Here is a 23,709-nt window from a genome sequence, read left to right as displayed (position 1 = left end):
GAAAGAGTTCCATGGCTGACTGGTACCTGAAACGTAACGAGCAAATCACGGGACCGTATTCAGATCAGGAACTGGAAGATCTCCTGACAACAGGAAAAATCACAAAAACAGATCTGATCCGGCAGGGGACAGACCGGCAATTTCAGTCTGCAGACAGTTTACCGGAACAGTTTTCTCGCCCCCATGAAAATGTATCATCTCCGATAATTGCCCGCCGCAGATTTGATCCAGTCAATCTGGTTCTAGTTCTGTTAATCGCTGTTGCCATCCTGATCCCTCTGCTCGACATGCAGTTCTTCAGGTCCAGCGGTCGGCGGCGGTCTGTTACCAAGAATCATCTGAAGCAGATCGGTCTGGCTCTACACATATACCATGAGCAGAATACCACATTTCCTCCAGGCGCCCTCTCAGACAGCAAAGATCATCCCTTCCAGAGTTGGCAGGCTTTGATTCTTCCCTATCTCGACCACGAGTCTGTTTTCAAACAGATTGACTTCCAGAAGTCGTGGGACGCTCCGGAAAACCGCCCCCGTTCCAACACGAAATCTCCGTCTACCTGAGCCCAAACACCAGCCAGCCCCGATCCCGGGCAGATTATTCGCTCTCTCACTTTGCAGGCGACAAATTAGTTCTGAAACAGAATCAAGGCATGAAAATACGGGAATCCATCACGGATGGATCGTCAAATACCATCATGGCCGTCGAACTCGGAGAAGGATTCAAACCCTGGGGAGACCCCAGCTCATTAACAGTCCCCTCCGCAGTCATTGGACCAGGGAAGAAATCGCTTTCCCGGGGAGGAAATCATGTGCTGTTCTGCGATGGTCGAGTATTGTTTGTCGATCGCAATATCGACCCTGCCATTCTCAAAGCACTGAGCACGCCCGTCGGCGGCGAGACCATCGTTGATTACTAATGCCGGGCATCGTAGAGTTGCACAACCACTCCTTCCAGAAAGCTGGCCAGGCGAGTGGCAGCGCGGGACGCATCGCCCCGCATCTTCCACATCTCTTTGATACTTTCCGGACGCTTGAAGACCGCTCCCAGTGCAGCGCCCGCACGCACGGCCCCCGTCTCCCCTAAAATTGAGAGCACTTCTTTGGGCAAGTCTGTTGAGCAGTCATCGCTGATCACCCGGATCGCCATGAATCCCCGTTGTTGAGCGTGACAGACTTGGGCCACCGCAAGGCTTTCCAGATCGACGGCCAGCGCGTCATACTCCGCGGCCAGTTTCTGTTTCTCCTCGACGGTCCGGACGATTTCATCAGCATTGAGAATCCGGCCAACATAGAGCCCGTTCTCCGGATCTTCCGGAAAATGGACGTCATTCGTCAGCTCCTGTCCATGTAGATCACAGATCGACGTCGCGACCACGATATCCCCCACTCGCATCCCGGATCGCAGTGCCCCCGAGAAACCAATGGAAAGAACCCATGGTGGAGAGTGTGCGTCGATCAACGCCTGGGTCGCAGCCCGGGCGCGGGCAAAGCCCACTCCCGTCTGCACCACAGCAACTTTGATTCGATCCAGAAAACCACCCCGAAACACATACGAACCGCCGGTGTACTTTTTGAGGTGCTCGCAGCGGTCCAGAAACGGCTGGACCTCCATCGGCAGAGCACAGACCAGCCCTATATCCGCATGTGCTTTATCGTCCTGGGGTTGATTCAAGAGGCATTTTCCTGTTCGAACTGACTCATGGTTTCAATTAACTTGTCGACGCCCGCTTCCGGGAATGCATTATAAATGCTGGCACGCATGCCGCCGACACTACGGTGTCCTTTCAGACCATCCAGACCTGCTGCGGTCGCCTGGGCGATGAATTTCGCATCCAGGTCGGCATCGCCGGTTACGAAAGTGACGTTCATCAGCGAACGGTCTTTCTTCGCCGCAGTCGGCTTGAACAGCTTACTCTGATCCAGGTAATCATACAGCTTACCGGCTTTCGCCTGGTTCTTCTCCTGCATGACTGACAATCCGCCCTGGTCTTTCAGCCATTGCAGAACCTGCCCCAGAATATAAATCCCGAAAGTCGGCGGAGTATTATACATCGAACCAGCTTCAGAATGGGTCCGATACTGCAGCATGGTAGGAATGTCACTGGGGCCCTGCTCGATCAGATCATCGCGAATGATCACAAGCGTCACACCGCTGGGTCCCAGGTTTTTCTGAGCACCGGCATAGACGATTCCGTATTTGCTGATATCCAGCGGACGGGAAAAGATATCGCTGCTGGCATCGCAAATCAGCGGCGTATCGCCGGGAACTTCAGGCTCACTGGCGAATTCGGTTCCGTAGATGGTGTTGTTCGAAGTGAAGTGCACATAAGCCGGCTTTTCACTGTAGTTGACTTCTTCCGGGATGTAAGAGAAGTTCTGATCTTCACTGCTGCAGGCGACATTCACATTACCAAACATCTTGGCTTCTTTAACCGCTTTTTTCGACCAGGAACCGGTCACAAGGTAGTCAGCAGTCTGATCCTTGGAGAGCAGGTTCATGGGAATCGTGAAGAACTGGGTCGAAGCGCCCCCCTGGACGAACAGGACTTTATAATTTTCGGGCACCCCTGCCAGTTCACGGCAAAGAGCTTCAGCAGCTTCATATACCGCCAGGAAGGCTTTACTGCGATGGGAGTGCTCCAGAATTCCGATACCGGTATCGCCCAGAGAGATCAAATCTTTCTGAGCCTGTTCGAGAACGGGTAACGGGAGCGCTGCAGGTCCCGCAGAAAAGTTGTAAATTCTTTCTGTCATTTTAGATATCTCAACATCGTTTGCGGGCAAAATTCGGAGGTTTCACCCTGAGTAACCAGTGTGGTGTCAATATTACCGACGAAACTCTCACTCTTGGAACCATCCTTGAGGATAATGGCAGGCGTTCGCTTGTTTTGCCATTCAGCATCGATATTATGGAGTCTGCATTTCTTCGTGAATGGAGCGAAGCCAAATATTCAAGAATTCCCGGGAATAGTCGCGTTTCAGGCGAGTAATTGCCCCGTTTGATTGATCTATTATTTAATGTCACAATCTCCCAACCCATTATCCAGAGGGCCCCGCGTCCAGTCTTTCCAACCTCCCCAAGGCGACCTGACCATCATGGCCGGTTCCGGCAACCCGCTGCTCGCAAAAGCAATCGCTGATGAGTTAGGCATTCGGCTGACACCCTGTGAAGCGCACAAGTTCAGCGAGGGTAATATTTTTGTCCGGATCCTCGAGAATGTCCGAGGCCGCGATGCCTACATCATCCAGGGTGTCCATTCCCCGGTTAATGACAACTTCGTTGAACTTCTGTTCTGGATTGATGCCCTCAAACGGGCCAGTGCCCAGCAGATCACAGCCGTCATCCCCTTCTTCAGTTATGCCAAGGGCGATAAGAAAGACGAACCCCGCGTATCCATCCGAGCGCGAGTCTGTGCAGACGCCATCGAAGTGGCGGGTGCCGACCGCGTCCTGACCATGGATCTGCACAGTCCCCAGATCCAGGGATTCTTCAGTGTCCCCGTCGATCATCTGTACGGACGACATGTCATCAGCGATCACATCCGCAAACTCAAAATTGAGGATCTGGTCGTCTGCAGTCCCGATGTTGGATTCGCCAAGGAAGCCTCTGATTTTGCGAAGCTGCTGGGAGCACCGGTGGTCATCGGTAACAAGATGCGTAAAGATCACTCCGAAACCGTCGAGATGCTGGAAGTCATCGGTGAGGTGGCAGGGAAAAACGTCATCCTGGTCGACGACTTTACGATCACCGGTCGCACCCTGATCAGCATGGCCGAACTGCTGAAAAACAAAGGTGCCAAAGACATCTATGCCGCAGTCACGCATGGGGTTTTATCCAGAGGAGCAGCCGAACGAATTGGCCAGAGTCCTTTGAAAAAGATGTTTATGACCAATACCATTGAATCACAGATCGATCCCCTGCCGGATAACATTGAAATCATTTCAGTTGCCCATTCCTTTGCTGCCGCGATCCGGTCCATTCATGACCGAACCAGTGTCAGCACTCTTTTTCCGGAAAAGCGACTGAAAAAGTAATCCCGAATTGTAATAGCTCACTGTCAGAGAAAATCAGGACGCATGGCAAAAACAGGCAAGAAGCTGACCCCGATGATGGAGCGGTATCTGGAAGTCAAACACCAGAATCCGGGAACACTGTTATTGTTTCGGATGGGTGACTTCTATGAGCTGTTTTACGAAGACGCGGAAATCGCAGCCCGCATTCTGGGAATCACACTCACCAGTCGCGATAAAAATTCCAGCAACCCGATCCCCATGGCCGGGTTCCCTCATCACTCGCTGGACAGTTATCTCTATAAGCTGATTCATGCCGGTTATCGGGCCGCCATTTGCGATCAGGTAGAAGATCCCAAAAAAGCGAAAGGGATGGTCAAGCGCGAAGTCACCCGTGTGATTACACCTGGAACTCTAACGGATGACGCCCTGCTCGACCCGCATGAAAATAACTTTCTGGCCAGTATCTATTTCGGCAAAAGTGATATCGGCCTGGCCTGGCTGGAACTTTCGACGGGGCGTTTCCTCACGTCCAATACGACGGCAGAACATCTGGTCGACGAACTGGCGCGGATCCATCCTGCTGAGTGCATCTTTGCCGAGGGGAACACAGCACTTCAGAACGCCATCGGACATCTGGAAACGATGCTGTCAGAACGCCCTTCCTGGACGTTTGCAGAAGAGGAATGCGAAAAGCTCCTGCTCACACATTTCGGCACCAAAACCCTCGAAGGCTTCAACCTGGAACAGGGAACGCCCGCCATCACTGCTGCCGGCGCCCTGCTGGAATACGTTCAGGAAACCCAGCGGAGTGCCATTCCGCATATCAACCAGATCGAACCGTACGAACGGGGCGATCGTCTGCTGATCGACGAAGCAACCCGCCGCAGCCTGGAACTGACCCGGACGATCCGCGAAGGAAAACGGGAAGGCAGTCTGATTTCCGTCCTGGACGAGACCGTGACTTCCATGGGAGCCCGCCTGCTCAACGACTGGATTGCCAACCCCCTCACCAGTCTGGATGAAATCCAGAAACGCCACGATTCTGTTGAAGAGATCTCACAAAACCCGGTGCTCTGCAATGATGTGCGGGAACAACTTTCAAAAACATACGATCTGCAGCGTCTGACGGCACGAATCGCTACGGGACGTGCCAGTGCCCGGGACCTCAGCTTCCTGGCACAGACTCTGGCATTGCTGCCAAAACTGAAAGCAAAACTATCGGGACGCAAAGCAGAACTGCTGCAGTCGCTCGAAGCGGGAATCGATCTCTGTGCAGAAGTCCGCAATGAGATTGAAACCATGATCGTCGAAGACCCGCCTCTGACACTCAACGAAGGGGGCGTCATCCGCTCAGGCTTCAGCGATGAGCTGGACGAACTGCGTTCGCTCTCTAAAGGGGGCAAGGAATGGATCGCCAGCTATCGGAATGAAGAATCGGAGCGGGTTGGCATTCCCCATCTCAAAGTCGGTTACAACAAAGTCTTCGGCTATTACCTGGAAGTCTCAGCGGCCCACGCGGACAAAGTCCCCGAACACTACATCCGCAAACAGACATTGAAAAATCAGGAACGCTACATCACTCCCGAACTCAAAGAGTACGAAGAAAAAGTACTCAAAGCAGAAGAACGGGCGATTGAACTCGAACAGACCATGTTCGACACGCTTAGGGAGAAGGTCGCGAAAGAAGCCACTCGTACCCAGCGGACTGCAGAAGTACTGGCCCAGATCGACGTCCTGTTCGGTCTCGCGCACCTGGCAACACACGCCGGTTACACGCGACCTGAAATGACCACCGATCCCGTACTCGACATCCGCGAGAGTCGGCACCCCGTGCTGGATCGCCTGCAGCCCTCGGGTGAATTTGTTCCCAACGACGTCCTGCTGGGCGAACCTTACGGACGAGTCCAGATTATCACCGGACCGAACATGGCGGGTAAGAGTACTTATATCCGTCAGGCAGCCCTGTTGACACTCATGGCACAAATCGGCTCGTTCATCCCCGCCAGTGAAGCACGCATCGGAATTGCCGATCGTATTTTTGCCCGCGTCGGTGCCAGTGATGAGTTGAGCAAGGGCCAGAGTACCTTCATGGTCGAAATGACGGAGGCAGCGCGTATTCTGAATTCCGCATCGGATCGAAGCCTGGTCATCCTGGATGAGATCGGCCGAGGGACGAGTACCTACGACGGGATTTCCCTAGCCTGGTCCATGACCGAATTTCTGCACGACCAGATCAAAGCACGGACCCTGTTCGCCACCCACTACCATGAGCTGACCGAGCTGACACAGACACTGAAGCAGGCCAGTAACTGGAATGTGGCGGTGCATGAACAGGATGGCGAGATCGTCTTCCTGCATAAAATTGTCGAAGGATCAGCCAACAAGAGCTACGGGATCCACGTCGCGCGACTGGCAGGCATCCCCGATCAGGTCATTCAACGGGCCAACCAGATCCTGGCTACTCTGGAAAAAGACCACTTCGATGACAGTGGCCAGACTACAATTCCACCCCGCAAACAGAAGAAATCGATGCATCAGCAGCTATCTCTGTTTGGAAATGCCCCCCATCCGGTACTGGATGAAATCAGGGATCTGAATGTAGATGAAATGACCCCTCTGGCGGCTCTGGAAGAACTCTACCGCATCCGCGAGCAACTGAACTGATTATCAGTTTTTTCGGATTATCTCGGTAATAACAGTTGAACACAAAAATCCACGTGTACACAATAATATACACGTGGCCCCCATGGGGGCGGTTTACAATTTCCAGTTGTTTAACGAGGGGGAAAGCCATGTTGAAACAGCATGCTTTGAAAATGATTGCCATTTTGTCCACAGTGATCGCATTCACCGTCTGTACGGCCGATTCTATTCCGGCTCAGCAAAAAGAGGGCGAGTCTGCAAAGCCCGCCGCTAAAAAAACGGAAGGCACAAAGGCTCCTGCCAAACGGAAAGTCCGCTTACCCAATCACTATGGAAAGCTGAATCTCACGGATGACCAGCGCGAGAAGATTTATAAAATACAGAAGGACTATAAAGCCCAGATCGACAGTCTGAAGAAACAACTCGCTGAAATCGATGCGAAAAAAGACGCCGAGTGCGCGGAAGTACTCTCAGCCTCACAGAAATCAATTCTGGGAGAAATCCTGGAACAGATCGAGAAAAAGAAGGCCGCTAAAAAGAAAAACTGAGATCTGTCTCTGTTCCCTGAAAAAGGCGTGGTCTACTCGGAGATCACGCCTTTCTTTTTTCCAATCGGCACAGCTATACTCTCTTTAAGGAATAGAAGTCTATGATTTTCCTTTGAACTCGCAGCAGGTTCCAATCCGCAGAAATCAATACGATTCATGAATTCGAAACAGCAACCTTCCTCCCAGCCCAACTCGGGAGCGGAGATGACACCTACCTCCCCCTCACGCTGGATTCCGCTGATCCATCTGTTGTTCCTGATCGGATTGCTCTCCTTACTGGCCCCCTATGAATGGAACCGGATTGAATCCGAGAATCTGCAACTCCCCTGGCTGTCCCGCTTCTTTCTGTACGTGAATGTCGACACGACGCCGTATTTCATACTGCTCCTCTTCAGCCCACTCTGCTGGTGGCTGCCACTCCCCATCCATTGGGGATTCTTCACTCGGTTCCTGCGTCCCCGACTCTCCCAGTCGTGGGTCGAGAAAAAGCGTAGCGACAAACAACGGGACTGGTTTGCTATTTCGATCAGCCTGCTCCTGGCGTTGACATCACTTTTTATCAGCGGCTGGACTGCAGATCATATTGTGGATGCCGAACGAGAACTCACTCTCGGCGACCTTCCCCCGGCGTATCATGATGAATACAGCTACCTGTTTCAGGCGGAAACTTTATTGGCTGGACGGACTTCATTTCCCAGTCATGCTGAGGCACCAGAACTCTTCGACCAGGTCCATGTCCTGAACGAAGGAAAGATGGCCAGCCGCTATTTTCCAGGCACAGGACTCTGGCTGGCCCCGTTTCTCGCCTGGGGACATCCTTACTGGGGGTACTGGCTCGCGGGTGGGATTACGACGTTCTTTTTCTTCTGGGCAGCACGAGAGCTCGGAGGAAATGGCGTCGGCTTACTGGTCGGCCTGATCATTGCATTCTCCCCGGGGATGGCGATCTTCAGTAACCTGTTACTGGCCCATCATCCCACCCTGGTCGGACTGTCCCTCTTTCTCTGGGCCTACCTGCGCATGCAGCGAACCAGTTCGTTTGGGGACGCCTTACTGGCAGGGCTCGGACTCAGTTTCGCGATGCTGTGTCGCCCCATGACGGCGGCCGGCTTTGCCCTCCCGTTTGGAATCTGGCAGGCAGTTCAACTGGTCCGCTGGTGTCTGCAAAAAATAAAGAAAACAGAAACCGAAAGCTCAGCCCGGCAAATCTGGTTGCCTGTGGCGGGACTGGCGCTGCCCCTGGCGTGCGGGTTAATCTGTCTGTTTCTGTATAATCAGTCAATCACCGGTAGCGGCTGGAAGATGCCCTATCAGCTCTATACCGATATCTACACCCCTCGGCACGTGTATGGTTTCAATAATGTCATCCGGGGAGAGCAGAAACTGGGGCCCAAGGTCCTAAATAATTACGACAAGTGGGCCGAAAACCTGACGCCGGCTCTGGCTGTCCAGAATGTACAGAACCGATTCCTGGCCAGCCTGCAGTGGACGCTGGGAATTATCCCTCTCTCCCTGGCAGCGCTGGTCTTTCTATTAACTGAATGGAAACAGTGGTCCCGCTGGTGGCTGGTAATCGCTTCCATCATATCACTGCACGTTGTCCACATCCCCTACTGGTACGACGGCATCATGCACTGGCATTACGTCTTCGAAACCGGCCCGCTCTGGGCGCTGATCTTTGCCCGCGCCACGCAGACGCTGTTTCGGATCTGGCAACAAATCGACCGTCCCCTGATGTGCGTTCTCTGGCTGGCCATGATGCTGGCCGCCTTCCTGACTAACCTGACGGTCCTACCCCCACTCTGGGGTGTCTCCAAGCTGGAAATCATCGTGAGTAATGTTGCCTTCTCACGTCTCAAACATTTTCAGTTTCAGCAGATGCTGAATCATCATCCGCAAATCAAACGTCCCGCGATGATGCTCATCGCCCACGATCCGCACGATCGACACATCGACTACGTCATCAACTCGCCCGACCTGAAACAACAGGAGATCCTGACCGGTCGTTACATTCCCGATCAGTATCCCCCTGCCCGTGTGCAGCAAATCTTCCCACAACGCACGCTCTATCTGTTCGATGCAAAACAGAATCGGCTCAGCAGATGGAATGGTACCTTCTGGGAGCCGATCTGACCTCGATTATTTATCGATGATTTGCAGTTTCATTTCGTCGGAATTGGCTTTGAGTTCGGGAGCATACATGCCCTCGCCCGTAGTCGGTAAGCCACTGAACTTCCCGGGAATTTCGGCTCGCAACCGGTAATTCAGACTATGTTTTCCGCGGGGCAGTTGTCGGATGTAAAAGACCACGCGGTCATCCCGAAATTCCTGATAGTTCCTCAGTCCGTTGTAGGAGTATCCGCTGCGGAGTTCGACCGGTTCCAGACCAGCGGCGCGGAAATCTTCGAATACCAGATATTCATAGTCATTTTTGCTGTCGAAGATCAATTCCACTTCCACCAGGTCGCCACTCTTGAGTGCAGCCTCACGTGTGATTTCCTGACGCTGGTATTTCTCCACACGCTGATCGACGACCTGACCTTCCGAGCCGGACGTTTTAATGTCCGCGTCTTCGGGAATCAGCTGGTAATACTTTCGTTCCACTTTGACTTCCAAACCTGTGGCTGTGATGAAATCTTCCTTGGTGAAGTACGTCACATAAGCATTATAGTATACCGGCCCCCGCCCCTGCTTCCGGATCTCCAGACGATGAGCCCCCGCAGTCAATGCGTCCCCTTCCAGGACAAACTTGTTGTCATAAGTAAACAGATCGGCGGCTGTAATTTTCACCTCTTTCTGTTTCTCACCATCCAGGTAAACTTCGAGAGTCAGATCGGGTTGATCTTCTCCACTGGCTGTCCAGTACTCGGCCAGAGCTTCGACTGCGATCGCAGTGTCCGACACAGAACTCCAGTAGGTGGCGTGCTTGCGGTTGTTAAGCAGATACTTGACCAGCTGTGCCGCTTTGGGGTTCTGCGGATCCACTTTCGACAACAGCTTCAGATAGTAAGCATTCGCTTCCACTTCATTACCGTACCAGTGCCACCACCAGTTGTTTTCTGGCAGATTAAGATAAGCGGTCTGATTTTCAGGATCCTGTACCAGGTACTGATCCATGTTATCCATCAGCATCGTCAGACGATCCTGACGTTCCAGCTTATGAGACGCCAGTCCCAACATTCCCAAGGCATAGACCGATAATTTAGTACGATCCCGATACAGGAAATCATACATCTGCTCATTGGTGACGCCCTGATTGACCAGAACCAGGAACACATAGGCATCCAGGTTGGACACATATTCTTTGTAGGGTTTCGTTTTAGCTGGTGCATTCAGAAGCTTCCGAACTTCCTGTTGCTGGTAGTTCTTCAACCACTCGACCCCGCGTTCCAAAGTGCCGGGCACCAGCGCAACATCGCTCTGCTGCGCCAGGGCCAGCCCCTGTACAACCCGGGCAGTGAAGAAGGGAGACGACCGTTCCTGCCAGCCAGAGAACCAGCCCCAGCCACCATCAGACAACTGCATACTGGTCAAATCTGCGACGCCCTGCTTCACGATCAGATCCGCCTCAGCCTGATTGAAGATCGGATTCTGACCATAGCGTTTCCACTGTTCAGCCCGTTTCTGATCATCGCCAATTTCCTGGGCATTCAGGTTAGTCCGTTTCCGCTCAATCTCCTTCAGATCCAGCCCCATTCGTTTCAGAATGTTCTGGGTCATCACGGTTGGCAGAAAACGATACAGGGTGCAATCTGTAGTTTTATGGGGGTTGTAAATCAGATAAGGCAGTGCATCGACCATCGCTCCTGCCAGTGAGGGGGAATAACGAAGTTCCAGGCGACTGAGTTCCGTCGTCCGCTGGCCGGGAATCTGAAAACTGATCTGGGCCGATGTATCGCCAGGACGAATACTGCCGGTAAAGGATTCTGTTTTTAAAATTCCGTGCACTTTGACCGGGAAGGTCACCTGCATCGCATCGGATTCCTCGTCGGTCAGTGCTTTCATACGAATTACGGCAAAACCAGCCCGTGAGGCTTTGACCCGCCAGTCAATCCGTTTCTCGCCATTGGCGTCAATCGTCACCGTCTGAGTCAGTTCATCCAGCGGTTCCAATGCATCGCCGTCCAGTTCAAGCACGACCTGCACATCCTTGGATGTCTTCAGGTAGTTATGCACGTTCGCACTCAGCACGACTTCATCAGTCTCTGTAAAGAACCGGGGAGCCTGGAGCCGAATAATCAGATTTTTACGAGTGACGACTTCACGCTGACCTTCACCTACCATGGTCCCTGCGCCCATTGACCAGCTGCGAATCTTCCAACTGGTGAGATTTTCGGGCATCTTGAAGGAAACCTCTGCCAGACCATTCTGGTCCGTATTGATCGCGCCATTCCAAAAGGCGGTATCTGCGAAATTCTGACGTACGACCGGTTCGACCACCGCTGAGGGTCCCACTGATTCAACGGCTGCATCGGCCTGTTTTTCCATCAGCATATTTGCTTCCGGAGCTGCAGCCATCGGAGTAGCACCGACAGCCCTTGAACGACGCATGGCCCCCAGCCCGCCAGCAGCACCCTCCATGACTCCGAATTGATCCGATTTATCAGCATTCGCAGGCATCAGATTTCCAAAAGTCCCCAGCACCTGCATGCCTATTTCACCTTGCTTGAGCAGGTTATGAAAACTCCGACTGAGACTACTGTAGGTCAAAGGGTGATGTGAACGTTTCCATTTCCAGAAGAATGATTTGATATCACTCACATTCGAACCGCCGCTGATGTACTCCACACTCTTGTCATAGACACTCAGCACCAGGGAACCCTCGACCGGATTTCCTTCTGCATCGGTCACTTTCAGCTTCACGGTCGCGTCTTGACCGGGCTTATATTCTGTTTCAGAGGATTCGACTTCCAGGTTGACCACCCGTTTTTCTGGTGGAACGGCAATTTCACGTGCTTCGGTAAACACCTGCCCCTGGTGAATTGTCACAGCTTCCACAAACAGGTTTGGCAGATCCTTGGACGTCAGGTCCAGCTCATAAGTGGTACTCTTGCCAGCCAGCTTGAGCACCTGGGGTTTCTGATAGACTCCATTCACGGGACGCAAAAACAACAAAATGGTACTGCCCGGCTGATTCGTATTGATCAACAGACGGACCTTTTCCCCCGGCTGGTAATTTTTCTTTTCGACAATGATTTCCAGGTCATTGAATCGATACTCCTTGCCGTCAAAACCTTCACCTCGGATCGTGAACAGGGAGCCCCCTTCAATCTGTTTCCCCTGTCTGTCCGTTACGACACAGGCAACTCGATATTGTCCGGCCTGAGTCGCGGACATCTTTTGATTGATTGTACCTTCCTCTTGCGGGATTACGTCCCATTCCTGGACCGCCGTTTCCTGTGGTTCTCCCCGTTGATTGTAGGTAATATGGTATAACACGATCTTCCCGGTTCCCTGGACCGGTTTCTGATCGAGTGTCTGTGCCTTGAAGCTGGCCGTCATCGAATCGCCAACCCGGTAATACCCCCGATCCATCCAGGCAAACACTTTGAAGGGTTCACGGGCTACCAGTACCGATCCTTTTCCCACGATCGTACGTCGAGACTCGTCAACGACTTCTGCAGTAATCTCATATCGATGATCTTCATCGCCGTGAATCGCTTTCGCCAGCGCTGTGTCGATCTCGATTTCAACCTCACCATTGCTGCCAATTGGAACCGTATTCGACATAACAACTTCTGGTGGTGCAGAGCGACGATGGATCCACCACGGACCGGGGGCAATACATCCCCAATGGCCCCAACCGGGATACCAGGGATGATCACTGGTAAACCACCAGTAACCGGATCCATACAACCAGTCCCACGGATCATAGGGATACCAGTGCTGTTCGTAAGAGGTTCGCGTTACTTTGTATTTGACTTCCGCGTTGACCACCGGACTGCCAAAATAGTACTTTGCCTTAATTTTGGCTTTAATCGTATCTCCCAGTGCCACGGGTTCATCAGGTGCCTCGACTGAAACTTCGTATTCCGGTTTCTTATATTCCTCAACGCGGAACGAAAACGACGAAGCAAATCTGCGATTTCGTTTATTCCCCGGTGGAAAATCATATTTGACTTCGACCACAAAACTGTAAGAGCCCAGAGCGGCATCTTGGGGAATCTCCCACTCCCCGTTTGCACCGCCATACTCGTCGGTCGTGAGCGTTTTTTCAAAGATCTGTTTCTGATCTCGCCCGATCAGCTTTAATGTAACCTCACGTTGATCAAACAGGGCTTCCTCAGATTTCGAAAGATCATAGCCCACGTTCCGCACCCAGAATTTATAATCGACTTTCTGACCAGGGCGGTAGACGGGACGATCGGTGATCCCATAAATCTTGTTGACCTGATACTCTTCCTGGGGGGACCGCTGGTACCAGAATCGATCGAACCCCTGGTAGGCAAATCGACCTGACTTCGTACGGGCGATGGCAATCCATTGAAACTCGCGTTTCAGTAGATTCTCTTCAGGAAATGCCTGACCGTTTTCATCGGTCTGCTCTGCAAAACTGGCGGTCAGAGTCTGTCGCTGATTACGGGCGACGTATTTGTTCTGATATCCAAAAAACTCCAGATTCGCATTCGGCACCGGCTGCCCGCTGCGGGCATCAGCCACATAATAGAAGGTCCGGTCTGCCATCCGCTTGTGCACGATGACAGTATCATCCAGCCAGACGACAATCCGACTGGTATTCCCGTCTTCCATTTTCGCGATCAGCAGATATGCTCCTGCATTCTGCAGCGGGGTGGTGACAGTCACACGACGGTCCCGGTGTCCTGCCAGAGGATCCAGTTTCATATCCCAGCGAGAAACCAGTTCACCCTGATATTTTTTCTGCTGTTCCTGAACCAGACGATATCCCAGGTTGGAAATATTGATTTTATTCCAGTCCAGGCGGTCCGGATGTGACTTGAGATAGTCTTTGACATCTTTCAACAATTCAGCAACGTTGATCTCATACGCTTCAAATCTGACCTGCATACCGTTCCGGAAACGATAATCGACCTTAGCCCCCTGACCTGCGGCCTGTGTCTGAGTGGGTGCGAATTCTCCCCAGCTGCCAACAATCTGATTCAGGTGCTTCTGTTTATTCTGCCCGGGATCACCATACTCTCGAATGTTCTGCTGCAGGTATTTAGCAGCTTCTGGATACTGTCTCCGGTTCTCGAAGACACTCGTCAACTGAGCCAGTGCGTTTTCCGCCTGGTTGCTTTTACCCAGTGAGATCACCTTCTGGTAAAGCAGAATATAATTCTGATCGGCGGGCAGCTCGAAGCGTTGAATTCCCGTAGCCAGACGTGCGAGGGTTTCGGATTCTTTCAGACTCTCCAGAGAATAGGGATTAACCTGCTCTTCCTCCTTGGCATCGTCCATCGCCCGAGTCCGGTACAGCAGGGGAAAGTATTGCTGCAGGGTCTGAACGCCAAACTGACTGCGGGTAAAATTCGCGACTTCCAGAAGCACGCGCCCTTCCCGCCCGGGCTCCTGTTTGACTGATTCCGCCAGCATCCATCGCCAGCGTTCTCCATCATTAGCCGCTCCCTCCCAGGACTCGGGCACTCGATAGTAAACGGGCTTGCCATTCGCATCCACGGGCGCCCCTTCCGACCCTCCGCTGGGTTCACCACGAAACCAGTTGCCAGGTTCTACCCCGACGCTCTGGTAGTCGGGTATTGCCTCAAGATCAGTCAAAATCTGAAGCTTCCAGGCATCGCGTCCCTGACGGCCTGACATCAGGTATCTGGCATAGTCAGCATAAATCTGGGCTGCGAGCGCTGGATCATTGGATGACTTCAATTCCTCAACCGCCTGACTCATCAGCTGTAAGGCCCGGAGACGGTCCTGTTCCCGTGTATTCACATATCGACTGCCACCCCTCTGGTGACCGCGGATGAACTCACCATCGATGATATATCCAAAATAAGGTCCCTGAATCAGTGTTTCTGCAAGACTGGAGAGAACCAGCGGTTCATCGCTGTGTACTTTGAGAATCGCTTTTCGAAACGCGTCGATTTCACTGACGCGGTTCAAACGCTGCAGACACTGGATGCCTGCCTGCAGATCATGCACCACCTCTGTTGCTGAACTATCCTGTCGGGTTGCCAGCTTCTGATACAGTTCCCAGGCATCGCGGTAGTTTCCCTGTTTCTGATAGGAATCTGCCAGCGAACGGACTTCGGGGGAACTTTTTTCTGCCGCAAAGAGATAAACTCCCAGCGAGGTCAGGCTAACCAGCATGCATGACCAGAGAAGGTGTTTTTTTATGGATAACTTTAACATTGCAGGACCTGTATCAAGATGTGTTTATTTTTGAAGTGCTTCAGACGGGAATCATAATATTTCGCGTTGATTTGACGAACGGAATTCCCGCCGAGTTCCCGAATTTCTCATAATTTTCAAGCCATACAGAAAAACAAGGTAGGAGAAACCAGTGGATTACTGCATAATCCTGAATCAAATTGATCTTCCTGCATGTATTATGCTTCCTGGCGCTCGAGAGACTTTTCGATGGACTGGATTACAGCGACAATCTCACTTACCGGTTACCTGATTACGCTGGCGCTGATTCCCCACATCCTGCTGCAGAAGAAACGACACCCCGTCTCCACCGTTTCCTGGATTCTAAGTATTCTGCTGCTCCCCGGCCTGGGGGTATCATTTATCTCTTCTTCGGAATCAACCGCGTTCAACGGCGTTCCAGATCGAAAGAGCGGGCCAATCAGTCTCTGGCTCCTAAACTCCCCCAGATCGTTCAAAACCAGCTGCTCTCCAACGATGAGTACCTGGTCCTGAATCAGAATTTGATGCGACTTGCACAGAACATCGCACATACCGTGCCCACTTATGGCAACAGCATCGAACTATTGACAGATACCAACCGCACACTGGGCCTGATTAAACAGGCGATTCTAAACGCCCAACATTCCCTGCACCTGGAATACTATATCTGGCAACCCGATCAATCAGGCACCATGCTACGCGACCTGCTGATTGAAAAAGCAAATGCAGGCGTTGAAGTTCGCTTTCTCTATGACGGTTTCGGGTCAATGAATCTCAGGAACCACTTCTTCAAGCCGATGATTGCCGCAGGGATTCAGGTCGCCCCTTTCCTGCCAGGTGCTTCAATTCGCGAGCGCTGGTCGATCAATCTTCGTAACCATCGTAAAATTGTGATTGTCGACGGGAACGTGGCATTCACCGGTGGTATGAACATCGGTGATGAATATCTGGGACTGCATCAGAATCTTGGCTTCTGGCGCGATACCCATCTCAAAATCGAAGGTCCCGAAACACTGCAGTTGCAACAGGTGTTTGCAGAAGACTGGTTCTTCGCCACCGGGGAAGCCCTGACTCATTCTCAGTATTATCCCCATCCGGAAACCGATGGGAACGTCACAGCACAGACGCTCTGTTCCGGGCCGGAAAAAAATGCAGATGTATTCCTGACCCTGATGTTTGCCGCCATCAATGAAGCCCGCGAGAGTCTGTTACTGACGACGTCTTATTTCGTCCCGCCAGAATCATTAACAACTGCGCTCGAATCAGCAGCGCGGCGGGGAGTTCATGTGAGACTGCTGGTTTCCGGCAAGTCGGCAAATCCCTCGACCGTACATGCCGGCCGCTCCTATTATGATTCGCTGCTCGATGCCGGCGTGGAAATCTACGAGTACAACAAGGGAATCCTGCATTCCAAAACACTTACGATCGATGGCTGCTGGTCCCTCGTGGGGACCGCCAACTTTGATTCCCGTAGCCTGATTCTCAATTTCGAAGTCGGACTGGCAATCTATGACCGCAAGTTTGCCCAGCGTCTGAGAGAAACCTGTGAGCAGGACCTGCTGGATGCCATCAGAATCACTGAGGCTGAGTGGGACCAACGAAGCAGATTGGTGATATTAAAACAGAATATCTATCGCCTGTTTGCGCCCGTCATGTAACGGCACGTTTATCGGGTTGAATGCCGATATGCTTCCGACGCCCCTTCAGGCAGTCGGGACAGATAGCGAATCAGCTGCACGGCCTCGGCTTTCGTCAGTAGATTCAGCAGCCCATCCGGCATTGACGATTTCTTGACGGGGATGATCTCATCCACATCCTTCTTTTTAATCAGCTGTCGTTTGCCTTCACTGGTCAGCAACATAATCTCATCGGGTCCCGCTGCGCCCATCATGCCGGTATGAGACTTACCGGCACTGGTAATGATGGTAAACGTGGGATATTCTTCGGAAACGAAATGGGAAGGAAAGATGGTCGCCTGCAGGATCTCCTTCTGCTGGAAACGCCTGCTGATATGAGTCAGATCAGGTCCGATTTTCTCACCTGTTTTTCCAAAAAGATGACATTTGACACAGGTCGCTTTTACAAACGCCTCAGCTCCCAGCTTCAGATTAGCTGGTTTTGTCGACTCGTTCTTCAATTCTTTCAACAGGCCGGCATATTTCCAGCGGCTGTCCTCTGGTTCCACCGGAAGTTCCGCGGGAAGTTCGTCCGGATATTTTTGAGCAAACCATTTTTGCCAGGCCACGAGCGGAGATGAAGCAGCTTCTCCCGACTGTTCGAGATGTTGTCCAGTCCAGTGCTCCAGCAGTTTCACTGCAATCGCCTGCCCCTCAGGATTCTGCTGCAGCCCGACCAGAATCACCTGCCGAATCCATTGCGCTTTGTTGGATCGCCTGTGAAAGCGGGTCAATGCCTGCATCACAGCCCGGGCCTGTTTTCCTTCGACGATATTCAACGACCGTACCAGAATCCGCCAGTCGGCATCCCGGCGCTGATTCTCCTGTGAATACCAGCTGATCGCCTCAGCCACATCATTTCGTCGCTCGGGATACGATTCGAAAAGTTCATGCAGGTAGATCAGAGTCGGTTCGTCCGCAATGCGTCCCATGGCAATCAACAGCGCATTGAGCTGTTGCGCTGCCCGAGGATCATTCTGCTTCTGTTTCTGTAACTTAATCTCCAAGTCGCGTAAAGCAGGCAGCTCTGCCCCGGTAATGCGTTTCAGGGGTTCTCCTTCCACCAGAATCTGATAGTCACCATCCGCGACTTCATACAACCAGGTATTTTCCAATCGCTCAATTTGTACGGAGATTTCTGGTGAACCGGCTTGGAGAGGTGTGTGAAGATCCGCTAACAGAGAGAGACTCAGTATTGTGCAGATTAGAAACGTTTTGCCAGGGAAATTCATAAAGGGTCCCGGATTAAAAAGACATTTCAATAATTATTGGACTCTTTAATCTTACTGAAGGAAACCCGCTTCACACTATGCTCCTTTTCCGTTTTTGTTTAAAATTCGAACAGGTATATCCGATTAGTTACACTTTTCAGGGACGAACCATGATCCTTACACAACTGATACACAACTTTCGTCAACAAACTCAATTTCGCACCGCTTTCGTTTGCAGCCTGCTGCTACTCACATTCAGCTGCTCGTCACAGGAAAGCCAGGAAACGACAAAAACTGAGCCGCAGCCCGAAGCTGCTCCCTCCGAGACAGCCGCTCACGAAGCCAAACCTGCTAAGACAGAAGAGATCACACTGACCTTAAGCGATGCTGCCGGTTTTGAAGAGATCCTCAAGCAACAGCAGGGTAAAGTTGTACTGGTTGATTTCTGGGCAACCTGGTGCATTCCCTGCGTCAAGAATTTTCACCATACAGTGGAATGGAATCAGAAACTCGCCGATCAGGGGTTGAGTGTCATCTCGGTCAGCATGGATGAATCAGACGAGGCAACTCAGAAAGCCGTTCGCGAATTTCTCGAAAAGCAGAAAGCCCAATTCACTAACGTCCTGGCGACCGCAGCCGATGACAAGGATCCGATGGAGACCTTTGGGATCGACGACGGCGCGCTCCCGCACTACCGTATCTACGACCGCAGTGGGAAACTGGTTAAGAAATTCTCTTTTGCAGACCCCAGCCAGGAAATCACGCAGGCAGATATTAAAGCAGCAATCGAAGCAGCCTTGAAACAGAAACCGGAATAAGACATTCCCCAGTCCGAGTTTATTGCATGTTTCAAAAGCTCTGGTCGACTTGCCTGGATGAGGTTGTTGGTTTCTATCTCCTGCATCGGTTCTTCTACTACCAAAAGCAACCGCTGGCGGTCTCGAGTGCGCGTGAAACCACGCCGGAACTCCAGAGTGGCGAGTTAGACCAGTTTTTTTCTCCGAAACCGGATCCAGCCCAGTTGGAGTATCAGTCCGAGTTACGTCCGGCCTCCAAGACTACATTCCCCTCTGCGGAAGTAAAAGACTTCAGGTTTCAGTCCAGCGTCGCCAGCGGTTTTCCTGAAAATGACTGCGTCAAAGGTCGCCACTGGAAATCGACCGTTCAATCCACGCAGAACAACATCCCCGAACGCCTGACCGTTGTCGCCGTTGATGGAATTGTGCAGTTAGGAGTCCGCAGCTTTAACAGACTGGCGGAACGGTTAACGCCTCACGGCATCGATGTGGTCATGCTGGACAGCCCTTTCAATTTCCGTCGCACTCCTCCGGGATACCGACCTGGACAGTTAATCGCAGGGGGAAATATCGACCACCAGTTGATGGTCGCCCGGCAGGGAGTTCTCGATCTCTGGAGTCTGATTCTGACACTCCAGTCTCAGGGACATCGTATCGGTCTGATGGGCATCAGTCACGGGGCCTGGTTAACGCTGACAGCGACTCTGCTGGTGGAAAACCTCGAATTCGCGCATGCGATTACGCCTCCTGTCGATCTCTTACGAATCCTTGATGAAGGGGGCACTGTAGTAAATGCAATCCGCCGCGGCGCCAGTCACGATCCGCCTGAGGAATCACAACTGGAAACGCTTTGTAAACCACTGCGGTTGAATCAGTGGCAACCGTTATTATCTCCCGATCAGATTCGTCTGCATATCGCCGACTTTGATCGCTTTGTCCCTTCACTGCGGATCGCAGAGCTGGCAGAACAATGGGGCACCAGGGTCTCGCATCACAAACTGGGACACATTGAAGCGACCACGGGGCCTAAAGTCGTCTATCTGGTCGCAGAAGAGATTCTCAAGCGCTATCAGTAAATGCAGTGACGCGGTCAGTAATATGCTCTCTCTGAAAGCTCATTCAGTTCAAAGATCTTCTCACTACAACCTGCATAACCCGCATGTTTTTCGCACAGTTCCCCGCTTTTCGAGAGAATGTGTTGAGAAAATGCATCATGTTGTTTCCTGGCAACCTATCTTTGATTGAAAGGCTGGTTGAAGGCTATTGCTCTTTTAGCTGTGGACTTGAACTACTTTTCAGTGGGCCTGTAATTTTCAATCTCCCCTGTGAGATAAACCGATTTCATCCGTCCCTATTGTAGAAACCGTTTTGAAACCATTCAAAACAGGTCATTGCCAAGGAAGAAACAATGCAGGTACGAGTTCGTGATCTGATGACCCAGAGTCCGGTCAGTGTGCCACTGGGAACAACTCTTAAGCAAGCCGCCCGGCGCATGATCGAAGCAGAATCGCCTGAAGTTTACGTGACTGACCATCAAATGCGACTGGTCGGCGTTGTTCCCGAGTACAATTTTCTGAAACAGAAATTACAGCTCGCAGACATGAATGCTCCCGTTGAATCCATCATGCATGTTCAGCTGGAAACCCTCTCACCGGACGACGATGCCCTGCTCCAGGCTCCCCTGTTCCGCGATCGTCGCAACAGCTGTATGCCTGTAACAAACGAGGGACTGCTGATCGGAAAACTGACCTGCCGCGACCTGTTCCGCCTGATGCTGACATTAGATGAAGTCGACTGCGACACAGAGCAGGAAGTGAAAGTGTCTTCCACGACGGAAATCCACTCCTCAACGCACGACATCAATCCACCTCACCTGAATCGAGTCAATTCTCATCGCCAGTTGCTGCAGTTGCATGGGCTGATTGACGATTAGTCGTAAAGACCTCACGGTTCCTAATTTTGAGTTGCCTTGAGGTCGACGCCCATATCTTCGAACAGGAAGATCATGTCATCCCAGACATTCTTCTTGGCAGATGGGTTTCTCAGCAGGTAAGACGGATGGTAGGTACAGACGACTCTGGCCCGGCCATATTCGTAAAACTGCCCGCGCATCTTGCCAATCGGAAGCTCTGAGTGCAGCAGATTCTTTGCAGCCACAGAGCCCCAGCAGACGATGTAATCCGGATCGACAATCTCAATCTGAGCATCGAGAAAGCCTCGACAGTTTGCCGCTTCCGTGTCGGACGGATTCCTGTTTCCAGGGGGCCGACACCTGAGAATATTCGCGATATAGATCTCGCTGCGTTTCATCTGGCAGGCTTCGATAATTTTATCCAGCAGCTTCCCTGCCCGTCCCACGAAGGGTTCTCCCTGCTTATCTTCATCCGCCCCGGGTGCCTCACCGATAAACATGATTTTTGCACTTGGATTCCCGACTCCAAATACGGTCTGAGTGCGTGTCTCAGCCAGTTCCGGGCACTGACGACATTGAGAGACTTCTCCAGCCACAATATCCAGTTGTGCCTGGCGATCTGCCTTGGAAAGTCTCGATTTTGTTGTTCGGGGCACGCTCATATCCTTTCGCGGGTCTGCGGTCTCTACAACCGGTTCAACAACATGTTCAACTGCTGGCTCTGGCGGGGAGACCGGTGTACGTTCTGGTGGAGTCTCGGGCTCAACGGGACGTATTCGCAGCGAAGTTTTCGATTCAGGGACAGCAGGTGGAACAACTTCTACAGGCGCAGAAACCACGGGCGCCGGCTCGATATGTTTGATATGCGTCAGCCCGGAACGCTGCCAGCTTTGCATAAACTGACGTACGGCCCGTTGTGCCCGCTGTTGTTCCTGATCAGACATCTGCTCTCGACCAATCCTTTAATGCTTGACCTTGCAACCGGGAACCGCTTCCTTGAACTTCTTGATCCCGTCATCTGTCACCTGGGTGAAGCTGACCTGCACTTCCTTGAGATTCTTCAAGGCTGTGAGTTTCTGTAATCCTTCATCACCGATTTCCGTTTTGCTCAGGTTCAGATATTCGAGTTTTTTCAGGGGCAGGAGATGCTCCAGGCCAGCATTGGTAATCTGGGTACCTTCCAGATTCAGCCGATTCAGATCGGTAAATCCGGAGACCACCTTTAAACCTTCATCAGTAGTTTCGGTTCCCCAGAGGCCGAGACGGGTCAGTTTTTTCAGATCTTTGAGCTGCTCCAGCCCTTCGTCCCCGATCATCGATTCATCCAGATCGAGGTAGGTCAGCTCCGTCAGTCCCGACAGATTCTTCATCCCTTCATTGGTGACCACAGTATCACGCAGATGCAGCGTCTGCAGGTTCTTCATATCTTTGATATTTTCGATACCCGCGTCTGTTACAAAGTCGCGACGCAGATGCAGGGCTTCCATGTTGGTCATCCCCTTGAGGTGCTGGAGCCCCTCATCAGAGATTTCCGTATCATCCAGTTCCAGTGATACCAGATTCTTATCCTTGAGCAGTGCCAGCGTCTTATCAGAGATATTGCGTCCCCAGGTATTCAATCGCTGCAGATTAGGCAGTTGCGCCACATCTTTCATGCCATCATCGGTCACCTGAGTTGCCTGGAGCTTCAGCACCCTCAGATTCTTCATATCCTTGATCAACGGCATCCCTTCGTCGTTGATTTCCTTATTGAAGCGCAGATCGAGGTCTTTCAGCTTGGGAAACTGCGCGACTGTCTTCAGCGCATCGTTGGTAATGTTGGTCGCCCGCAATGAGAGTACCTGCAGATCCTGCAGGTCGGCAAGATTTTTGACCCCTGCATCGCCAATGGCCGTGCTTTCCAGACTGACAAACCAGAGCCCCTTCTTTTTACCGATCTCTTTGGTCGCTTCATCGGTAAAATTAGGTCCCCAGATAATCAGCCGTTCCAGGGAAGGCAAACCAGCCAGATGCTTCAGGTCTTCGTCCTTGGCGTTGGTCCCTTTCAAATCGAGAATGAGCACCCGTCCATCGTCGGAGGTTACCATTTTCGCATCCAGAGCTTTGAAGGCTTTGACCGCTTCAGGATCATCGGGTTTCACCGCCGCTTCTTTCTCTGGTACGGTTTTCTGTGCTTTACCTTCTGTCGGCTGTTCCTGTTTCTGCTGTCCCTGATCAGACGGAGGATTGTTAGCGGGGCAGCCGCTAAACAGACACAAACCTGCCAGAGAAAGTAATATCTTATTCTTCATCCTGAGATCCCTCATAGATTTCAATTGGACACGCACTTCAGGTACCGATCTTTTGATAAATCGTGAGCTGATTGCGAGTGTCAGGCCAGCGTTCCCTGACTCAAAATCAAAGATTCACCAAACGCACTCACAATACTAACAATGATCCCCAAAATAGAGCCCTGCCAGAAACATTGCAATTCAAAGCGTCTGTTTTCTGCAACTACTTGCGATTCCACGACCAGCCCCGGTATACTCAATGGCATCAATATCCATCGATATGTTAGCTTGGTTATTACCCGCCCCCTCAAACA

Annotated in this window: 17 protein-coding genes; 11 read left to right on the top strand and 6 right to left on the bottom strand. The window is 51.9% G+C overall.

The features are described from left to right. Positions 1-11: 11 nt before the first annotated feature. Entirely contained in the window at positions 12-560 is a 549-nt protein-coding gene (locus F1728_RS28965) for a DUF1559 family PulG-like putative transporter (protein ID WP_155366917.1), read from the top strand. Positions 561-649: 89 nt separating this feature from the next. Beyond that, positions 650-916: a hypothetical protein gene (locus tag F1728_RS28960; protein WP_155366916.1), complete on the top strand. Its 267-nt coding sequence runs from the start codon at positions 650-652 to the stop codon at positions 914-916. On the opposite strand, the gene F1728_RS28955 is transcribed toward F1728_RS28960, so the two are convergent. Continuing rightward, positions 913-1,671: a phosphorylase family protein gene (locus tag F1728_RS28955; RefSeq protein WP_155366915.1), complete on the bottom strand. Its 759-nt coding sequence runs from the start codon at positions 1,669-1,671 to the stop codon at positions 913-915. The two genes, F1728_RS28960 and F1728_RS28955, sit on opposite strands and share 4 nt — an antisense overlap. Continuing rightward, positions 1,668-2,753 (bottom strand): 3-phosphoserine/phosphohydroxythreonine transaminase, encoded by a 1,086-nt coding sequence (serC, locus tag F1728_RS28950; RefSeq protein ID WP_155366914.1) that lies wholly within the window; start codon positions 2,751-2,753, stop codon positions 1,668-1,670. The genes F1728_RS28955 and serC overlap by 4 nt, the downstream gene beginning before the upstream one ends. A gap of 264 nt (positions 2,754-3,017) precedes the next feature. On the opposite strand from serC, the gene F1728_RS28945 reads away from it, so the two are divergent. From F1728_RS28945 to F1728_RS28930, 4 genes are all read left to right on the top strand, one after another. Then, positions 3,018-4,034 carry a ribose-phosphate diphosphokinase gene (locus F1728_RS28945; RefSeq protein WP_145186441.1) on the top strand — a complete coding sequence of 339 codons (1,017 nt, stop codon included), beginning with the start codon at positions 3,018-3,020 and terminating at the stop codon, positions 4,032-4,034. A 42-nt stretch (positions 4,035-4,076) separates the two neighbouring features. Beyond that, positions 4,077-6,677 carry a DNA mismatch repair protein MutS gene (gene mutS, locus F1728_RS28940; protein ID WP_155366913.1) on the top strand — a complete coding sequence of 867 codons (2,601 nt, stop codon included), beginning with the start codon at positions 4,077-4,079 and terminating at the stop codon, positions 6,675-6,677. A 128-nt stretch (positions 6,678-6,805) separates the two neighbouring features. Then, complete coding sequence (locus tag F1728_RS28935) at positions 6,806-7,204, top strand: hypothetical protein (RefSeq protein ID WP_155366912.1); 399 nt, start codon at positions 6,806-6,808, stop codon at positions 7,202-7,204. A 204-nt stretch (positions 7,205-7,408) separates the two neighbouring features. Next, positions 7,409-9,337 (top strand): hypothetical protein, encoded by a 1,929-nt coding sequence (locus F1728_RS28930; RefSeq protein WP_155366911.1) that lies wholly within the window; start codon positions 7,409-7,411, stop codon positions 9,335-9,337. A 6-nt stretch (positions 9,338-9,343) separates the two neighbouring features. Here the strand turns inward: F1728_RS28930 and F1728_RS28925 are convergent, their stop codons facing one another. Further along, the gene (locus tag F1728_RS28925; RefSeq protein WP_228030393.1) at positions 9,344-15,487 is read right to left on the bottom strand and encodes an alpha-2-macroglobulin family protein; all 6,144 of its coding nucleotides are present in this window, start codon (positions 15,485-15,487) and stop codon (positions 9,344-9,346) included. 270 nt (positions 15,488-15,757) lie between these two features. Here F1728_RS28925 and F1728_RS31980 point away from each other — a divergent pair, with 270 nt between their 5' ends. Beyond that, a complete protein-coding gene (locus F1728_RS31980) occupies positions 15,758-16,042 on the top strand; it encodes a PLDc N-terminal domain-containing protein (RefSeq protein WP_228030905.1) in 285 nt (94 codons plus the stop codon). Continuing rightward, complete coding sequence (gene cls / locus F1728_RS28920) at positions 15,925-17,187, top strand: cardiolipin synthase (RefSeq protein WP_228030890.1); 1,263 nt, start codon at positions 15,925-15,927, stop codon at positions 17,185-17,187. The genes F1728_RS31980 and cls overlap by 118 nt, the downstream gene beginning before the upstream one ends. A gap of 8 nt (positions 17,188-17,195) precedes the next feature. Here cls and F1728_RS28915 read toward each other — a convergent pair whose 3' ends face one another. Next, the gene (locus F1728_RS28915; protein WP_194242581.1) at positions 17,196-18,320 is read right to left on the bottom strand and encodes a c-type cytochrome; all 1,125 of its coding nucleotides are present in this window, start codon (positions 18,318-18,320) and stop codon (positions 17,196-17,198) included. A 266-nt stretch (positions 18,321-18,586) separates the two neighbouring features. On the opposite strand from F1728_RS28915, the gene F1728_RS28910 reads away from it, so the two are divergent. The 3 genes from F1728_RS28910 to F1728_RS28900 all read left to right on the top strand — a co-directional run bounded on the left by F1728_RS28910 (position 18,587) and on the right by F1728_RS28900 (position 21,146). Beyond that, positions 18,587-19,234: a TlpA family protein disulfide reductase gene (locus F1728_RS28910; RefSeq protein WP_194242580.1), complete on the top strand. Its 648-nt coding sequence runs from the start codon at positions 18,587-18,589 to the stop codon at positions 19,232-19,234. A gap of 26 nt (positions 19,235-19,260) precedes the next feature. Further along, positions 19,261-20,289: an alpha/beta hydrolase family protein gene (locus F1728_RS28905; RefSeq protein ID WP_155366907.1), complete on the top strand. Its 1,029-nt coding sequence runs from the start codon at positions 19,261-19,263 to the stop codon at positions 20,287-20,289. A gap of 332 nt (positions 20,290-20,621) precedes the next feature. Then, complete coding sequence (locus tag F1728_RS28900) at positions 20,622-21,146, top strand: CBS domain-containing protein (RefSeq protein WP_155366906.1); 525 nt, start codon at positions 20,622-20,624, stop codon at positions 21,144-21,146. Positions 21,147-21,166: 20 nt separating this feature from the next. On the opposite strand, the gene F1728_RS28895 is transcribed toward F1728_RS28900, so the two are convergent. After that, complete coding sequence (locus F1728_RS28895) at positions 21,167-22,069, bottom strand: uracil-DNA glycosylase (RefSeq protein WP_155366905.1); 903 nt, start codon at positions 22,067-22,069, stop codon at positions 21,167-21,169. Between the two features lie 18 nt (positions 22,070-22,087). Next, a complete protein-coding gene (locus F1728_RS28890; RefSeq protein WP_194242579.1) occupies positions 22,088-23,416 on the bottom strand; it encodes a leucine-rich repeat domain-containing protein in 1,329 nt (442 codons plus the stop codon). Between the last annotated feature and the right edge of the window lie 293 nt (positions 23,417-23,709).

The organism is Gimesia benthica (assembly GCF_009720525.1).
GTDB lineage: Bacteria > Planctomycetota > Planctomycetia > Planctomycetales > Planctomycetaceae > Gimesia > Gimesia benthica.
Note: the sequence above shows the minus strand (reverse complement) of the source record. Positions and strands in the feature narration are given on the sequence as shown.

Bases quoted from the DNA above. Each gene is read 5' to 3' on its own strand.
- F1728_RS28895 (WP_155366905.1), bottom strand. From the start codon at position 22,069: ATGTCTGATCAGGAACAACAGCGGGCACAACGGGCCGTACGTCAGTTT.
- serC (WP_155366914.1), bottom strand. From the start codon at position 2,753: ATGACAGAAAGAATTTACAACTTTTCTGCGGGACCTGCAGCGCTCCCG.
- F1728_RS28960 (WP_155366916.1), top strand. From the start codon at position 650: ATGAAAATACGGGAATCCATCACGGATGGATCGTCAAATACCATCATG.
- F1728_RS28925 (WP_228030393.1), bottom strand. From the start codon at position 15,487: ATGCTGGTTAGCCTGACCTCGCTGGGAGTTTATCTCTTTGCGGCAGAA.
- mutS (WP_155366913.1), top strand. From the start codon at position 4,077: ATGGCAAAAACAGGCAAGAAGCTGACCCCGATGATGGAGCGGTATCTG.
- F1728_RS28900 (WP_155366906.1), top strand. From the start codon at position 20,622: ATGCAGGTACGAGTTCGTGATCTGATGACCCAGAGTCCGGTCAGTGTG.
- F1728_RS28910 (WP_194242580.1), top strand. From the start codon at position 18,587: ATGATCCTTACACAACTGATACACAACTTTCGTCAACAAACTCAATTT.
- F1728_RS28945 (WP_145186441.1), top strand. From the start codon at position 3,018: ATGTCACAATCTCCCAACCCATTATCCAGAGGGCCCCGCGTCCAGTCT.
- F1728_RS28965 (WP_155366917.1), top strand. From the start codon at position 12: ATGGCTGACTGGTACCTGAAACGTAACGAGCAAATCACGGGACCGTAT.
- F1728_RS28935 (WP_155366912.1), top strand. From the start codon at position 6,806: ATGTTGAAACAGCATGCTTTGAAAATGATTGCCATTTTGTCCACAGTG.
- F1728_RS31980 (WP_228030905.1), top strand. From the start codon at position 15,758: ATGGACTGGATTACAGCGACAATCTCACTTACCGGTTACCTGATTACG.
- F1728_RS28890 (WP_194242579.1), bottom strand. From the start codon at position 23,416: ATGAAGAATAAGATATTACTTTCTCTGGCAGGTTTGTGTCTGTTTAGC.
- F1728_RS28930 (WP_155366911.1), top strand. From the start codon at position 7,409: ATGACACCTACCTCCCCCTCACGCTGGATTCCGCTGATCCATCTGTTG.
- F1728_RS28905 (WP_155366907.1), top strand. From the start codon at position 19,261: ATGTTTCAAAAGCTCTGGTCGACTTGCCTGGATGAGGTTGTTGGTTTC.